Annotated in this window: 6 protein-coding genes; 4 read left to right on the top strand and 2 right to left on the bottom strand. The window is 26.2% G+C overall.

What is annotated here, in order from left to right; genetic code table 11:
- A partial coding sequence (locus WC356_07250; protein ID MFA5382940.1) for an MBL fold metallo-hydrolase RNA specificity domain-containing protein occupies positions 1–210 on the top strand: 210 nt, incomplete at its 5' end.
- On the opposite strand, the gene WC356_07245 is transcribed toward WC356_07250, so the two are convergent.
- Positions 165–473, bottom strand: a complete 309-nt coding sequence (locus tag WC356_07245) for a hypothetical protein (protein ID MFA5382939.1) — start codon at positions 471–473, stop codon at positions 165–167. The two genes, WC356_07250 and WC356_07245, sit on opposite strands and share 46 nt — an antisense overlap.
- A 53-nt stretch (positions 474–526) precedes the next feature.
- Between WC356_07245 and WC356_07240 the strand changes: the two genes are divergently transcribed.
- From WC356_07240 to WC356_07230, 3 genes are all read left to right on the top strand, one after another.
- Positions 527–1,033 carry a hypothetical protein gene (locus WC356_07240; GenBank protein ID MFA5382938.1) on the top strand — a complete coding sequence of 169 codons (507 nt, stop codon included), beginning with the start codon at positions 527–529 and terminating at the stop codon, positions 1,031–1,033.
- A gap of 161 nt (positions 1,034–1,194) precedes the next feature.
- Positions 1,195–4,590 (top strand): chromosome segregation protein SMC, encoded by a 3,396-nt coding sequence (gene smc / locus WC356_07235; GenBank protein MFA5382937.1) that lies wholly within the window; start codon positions 1,195–1,197, stop codon positions 4,588–4,590.
- Between the two features lie 98 nt (positions 4,591–4,688).
- Positions 4,689–4,985, top strand: a complete 297-nt coding sequence (locus WC356_07230) for a hypothetical protein (protein MFA5382936.1) — start codon at positions 4,689–4,691, stop codon at positions 4,983–4,985.
- A gap of 39 nt (positions 4,986–5,024) precedes the next feature.
- Here WC356_07230 and WC356_07225 read toward each other — a convergent pair whose 3' ends face one another.
- The gene (locus WC356_07225) at positions 5,025–5,531 is read right to left on the bottom strand and encodes a hypothetical protein (GenBank protein MFA5382935.1); all 507 of its coding nucleotides are present in this window, start codon (positions 5,529–5,531) and stop codon (positions 5,025–5,027) included.
- Positions 5,532–5,678 lie beyond the last annotated feature (147 nt).

Raw genomic sequence — 5,678 nt, 5'->3', positions numbered from 1 at the left:
AGGCCTATGAGTATTGATAAAGGATTTTTATTAAGCGACCATGCTGATTTTAATGATATTTTGAATTATATAGAGCAAGCAGAACCAAAACAGATATATTGCGCTCATGGAAATGAGTATTTATTATCAAAAGAATTAAGAAAAAGAGGATATAATGCAATGCCTTATTCTAATTTAGATTCTTCCCAGCGACGTTTAAGAACAGAATAAATTTGATCTGGAATTGTTATTTCATAAGTATTACTGATTCCTAACATATCAAAAACATTAATTCTTACATGTACTTTACCTAAAGCTGCATTTCCAGCTTTTTCTAGATCTTGAATATAATTATACGGTGCTTTAGATTGTTTTCCTTCAAATTCTATTTTAAATCCTTTTTCATATAAGAGGACTTCTCCTTTTTTATCAAATGTATTTGAGAGTAAATCTGTTTTAGTTATTATTTTTCCTAATAATGTATCTTCAACCATAAATAATTTAACTTAACAAAACTATTTAAATATATTCTATTAAATTTTAATATATGAATAGAAAAAATAAGAAAGGACAAGCAGCCATGGAATATTTAATGACTTATGGTTGGGTATTACTTACAATCCTTGTAATTATTGCTATTTTATTTTCGTCAGGTATATTAGATAGAGGTAGTATTATATCTCAAGAATGTACTTTAATTCCTGATTTACCTTGTTTAACACCAGCAGGTCAGCAGGATGTTGGTGTATACATAGTTTATATGAATATATCTAATGGATTAGGTTATCCTATTTTAATCCAAGATATACGAATGACAGACTTAACCTCAAATGTTTTAATAGCTAATGGGGGAGGGGCAGATGGAATAGTACAAACTACTAATTCTTTATTAAATCCAGGAGATACGATAAGAATAACTGGAAAATTTAATGGTGAAGCAGAAAATGAAATTAGAACTTTTTTTATAAATCTGCAATATTTTAGACAAGGTGGCGGTTCTGGGAATGAACGCTGGGTTTCTGGCAGAATAAAAACTAAAATTGAATCCCAATAAAAACTAATTTATAATTTTAAATATTATAATGAATTTGTAGGATTTAAGTTATATAGTATCTAAATTATATAGTATCTAAATTATATAGTATCTAAATTATATAATTTCTTCTCATAAAATAAGAGTAATATATTTAAATTCTATGTTGATAATATTAAGTGATGGCGATCAATGAAGAAGAGAGTTCTTGTACTAAGAATTATATTAATAGAATAAAAATACGCGGTTTTAAATCTTTTAAAAGAGTAGATTTAGAGCTTCCTCCAGGTTTTATAGCTGTAGCAGGCCCCAATGGGAGTGGCAAATCGAATTTATCAGATTCAATACGATTTGCGCTAGGAGAGTTAAGTCTTAAGGCGCTTAGGGCAAGAAAAACTTCTGAATTAGTTTTTTCTGATTCAAAAGAAGCGATAGTAACTTTATCTGCGAATAATGAAAATGGAATTCCAATTGAAGTTAGAAGAGCGATTGATCCAGAAGGAAAAACAATATACAGATTAAATGGAAAAAAAACCACAAGGACAAATATTCTTGAAACAATAAGGCCTGCAGGTTTAGAATTAGGAAATCATAATGTGATCGCGCAAGGCCAGGTTCAAAAAATAGTTGAAATGAGTGCTAAAGAAAGAAGAGGAATTTTAGATGGGGTTGCAGGAATATCAGAATTTGAAGAAAAAAAGAAAGAATCTTTAAGGGAATTAGATAAAGTTCAGCAAAAAATAAATGATGCTTCAATTGTTTTAAGTGAGAGAGAAGGATTTGTTAATGAATTAGAAAAAGAAAAAGATGCTGCTTTGCAATATAAAGAAGCCAAAGAATTATTTAGAAGAGGAAGAGGTTCATTGATTTTTATTGAGTTAGATAAATTAGAAAAAGAATATGATAAATCCATAGAAAAAATAAAAGAAATTGAAGAGAAATTGAAATTAACAAAAGAGGAGTCAGAATTAATTGACAAGAAAATAAAAGAAATGGAAATAAAGAAAAGTGAGTTTACAGATAAAATAAATAAAGATGGAAAAAAAGAGAAACTTTTAAAACAATTAGAAGAATTAAGAATTGCAATTAATGTTGATACAAATTCTTTAGCTGATAAAGAGAAAGAGCTTAAAAAGTTAGAAAATGAGAAAGTAAAATATAATAAAGAAAAAGAGGAATTAGTACATAAACTTTCTATTTTAACAAAAGACATATCTTCTTCTGAAAAAGAATTAACTAAACTTGAAAAAGAAGTCCCAAAAGAGGTTTTTGAATCAACTTTTGATATTACAAAAATACAAAATGAATGGGATGGTATAGTTGAAAAAATAAATTCAAAAAAAGAATATATGGCTCAATTAAATGCTAAATTAGACAGCATAAAAGAAATAATTAGTTTAAGAAAAGAAAATCTAAATGAAGGGGATGTAGATACAACAAAATTAGAAACAGAAAAAGATTCATTAGAAAAAGAAATGGAATCTATTCAAAAAGATACTGATAAAATATTTCAAAAGGAAAAAGAAAAAAATAAATTAATAGCAGAATTAGATAAAGAATTAATTGAGTTAAGAGGAAGTGCAGCTAATCTTAGACCTTTAGTAAAAGGAATTTTCAAAAATCCAACATTAATGTTTTTAGATGATATTAAATCAAAAATCCCTGGATTATACGGAACAGTAGCTGAATTAGTTTCATTTGACCAAGAATATTCAGATGCAGTTCAAGGGGCAGTTGGGGGAAAATTAGATTATGTGATTGTAGAGGATATAGATACTGCTGCTAAAATAATTCAACTTCTTAAAAAAGAAAAAGCAGGAAGATGTACTTTTATTCCCTTGGATAGAACAGTTAAAGGAGAAAACATCCCGCAGAAAGTAAAACAAGCAAAAGGATATGTAAATTCCCTAATAAATTTAGTTAAATTTGATCCGAAGTTTTATAGTGCAATGGAATATTCATTTGGTTCAACAGCAGTTGTTGATAATATTGATACTGCTAAAAAACTTAAAGAAACATGTAAAATTGTTACGATTGGAGGAGAAGTTTTTTATCAGTCAGGTATTTTAACTGGTGGAAATTCACAAGGAAATTTAGCAGCAAAAATGAAATTAGAGAAGATAGAAAAAACCTTAGAAAATTTAAAAGCAGATAGAACACAAGCATATTCGGATTTAGAAAATTTAAGAGAAGAAATAAATATGAAAAGAAAAGAAAGATATGCTTTGGAATTAAAATATAGAGAAATCATGATTGAGCTTGGTGGAATTACAAAAAGCTCAGAAAAAACAAAAGTAAAATCAGAAGATGCAAAAAAAGCATTAAAAGAATTAGAAGAGAATCAAAAAGAATATTTAAAACAAATCTCTACTTTAGAGAAAGAATTATCAAATTTAGATAAACAAAAAGAATCAATTTCTGAAAAAATAAAAGAAGCAAGAGAATCAGAAAAAAAGAAACAAACTGAAGTTCAGAAGCAATACGCAGATATATTATCTAAAATATCTGATAAAAAAACAGAAGTAATTACAAAAGAAAAAGAAAAAGAAATGCTTGAAACTTCATTGGGGAAAATAAAAGAAAATGAAAAACAAGTTTTGGAAGATTTAAAAAGTATACAAGAAAAGAAAAAAGAATTAGAAAAGAGAATGGAAATTAATAAAAAAGAACATGCAGAAGCTGAACAAGAAATGACTAAAATAAGCAAAAAAATGGAATCAGTTTGGGAAGAGATGAAAAAATTAGATAAAGAATTAGAAGAAATTGCGCAACAAAAAGGAAAACTAATTCACACTGCTGAAAGATCAAAAGATTTAATGAAAGATTATGAAATAAGTAAAGCAAAATCAGAAACTAGATTAATAGATTTAAAAGCAGAATTTGAAGAATATAAAGATATTGAATTGCTTGATGTTAGCAGAGAAAAATTATTAGAAATAATAAAAGAAAACGAAACTAAATTAAATTTATTGGGTGAAGTTAATCTTAAAGCGCCTGAATTGTATGAAGAGAAAAAAGCAGAAATTGAAGAAGTTAAAGAAAAAGTAGAAAGATTAAAAGATGAAAAATCTGCTGTTTTAACTATGATAGATGAAATTGATTCAAGAAAGAAAAGAATATTTATGGAAACTTTTTATAAAATAAATGATAAATTTAAAGATTTATTTGGTTATGTATTTGAGGGAGAAGGATTATTGGTTTTAGACAAACCAAGTGATCCTTTTGAATCTGGATTGCAGATAAAAGTTAAAAAAGGAGACAGAAATAAATATTTAGATTCAATGTCTGGTGGGGAAAAATCTTTATTAGCTTTATTATTTATCTTCTCAATACAAATGACAAAACCATCTCCATTTTATTTATTAGATGAAGCAGAAGCTGCGCTTGATAAAGAAAATTCCAAGAAAATGGCTGAATTAATTAAAAAGTTATCTAAAGAAACTCAGTTTTTAGTAATAACCCATAATGATGAGGTATTGAAAAGCGCAGATGTAGCATTAGGTGTTACTATGACTGATAAAGGATATTCTCAAGTTTTAGGTATTGAGTTAAATGAAACTAAAAAATCAATTGAATAGCAAAACAAATTAGAGTATTATTTTTATTTTTCTAACCAAAAACTTTATATACATATTAGTACCAAATAGTTATTAGTTAATAACAATTGGTGATAAATATGTCAGGAAAAATAAAAGGAATAAAAGCAGTACAAATTCAAAAAATGGTTCATTCTCCAACTTTAAATACAGTTATTATGGTAGAGGAAACTTTGAGAAATATAAAAGATAGTATGATTACAACTGCTGATTTAAAGAAAAAATTACCAAAACAAATAAACCACAATACATTAAAAGTAATTTTAGAATACCTTGAAGAAAGCAATAAAATTGCAGTGAGTATAAAAGGCATCACTTGGATTTATAATACTAATTTAAATTTAAGAAAAGATATTTCAAAAGGAATTAAATTATAATTTTTTTAAAAGAGATAAAAATAAGAAAAGAAAAAAAAATTAAAGATTTTTTTCAGCCCATTTATTTTTCCATTTTTCAATACTTCTTGTTAGTTGATTAAACATAATCCCTAAAATTCCTGCAAAACCAATATATGTACTAATTAAAAGGGTATATATAAATTTAGAACATTTTGTTATTGCATCTACACCTTCTGAATAATTTTGTGATTTTTGGAAACTATCAATTGCTAATATTGTTTCTTCAATATTTTTATGCAGGTTATATATAAATGCTGCTAATAAAATACCTTCTCCTATAAGTATCCCATTTAATATTTTATCATGTTTTTTTTCTATTAATCCCTTTCTTATTTTTCTTATTTTCTTTAATTCTTTAGTAGCCTTTTGTATATCTTCAGAATTAATATCTTTATTACCCTCTTGTCCTTTAATAAATGCCACCAAAAATTTTTGTCTTCTTCTTGCTAATCTATCTCCTTTAAATGGTCCATATAATTTAATATCTTGAATAGAAATGTCTTCTGGGTTTTGTTTATATCTCATATAAAATCACCAATAATTTTATGTCTTTTTGTGTTTATAAAGGTTTCCATATGGGTATTGTTTAATAAGTTGTTTATTTCTTTTTTTGTTCTATAGATGTTGTTATATTGTATTCATATCCATCTGTTATTACAGATATTGTTCCAT

The organism is Candidatus Micrarchaeia archaeon, from assembly GCA_041653315.1.
Classification (GTDB): Archaea; Micrarchaeota; Micrarchaeia; order Anstonellales; family JAHKLY01; genus JAHKLY01.
This window is presented reverse-complemented; position numbering and strand designations above follow the sequence as displayed.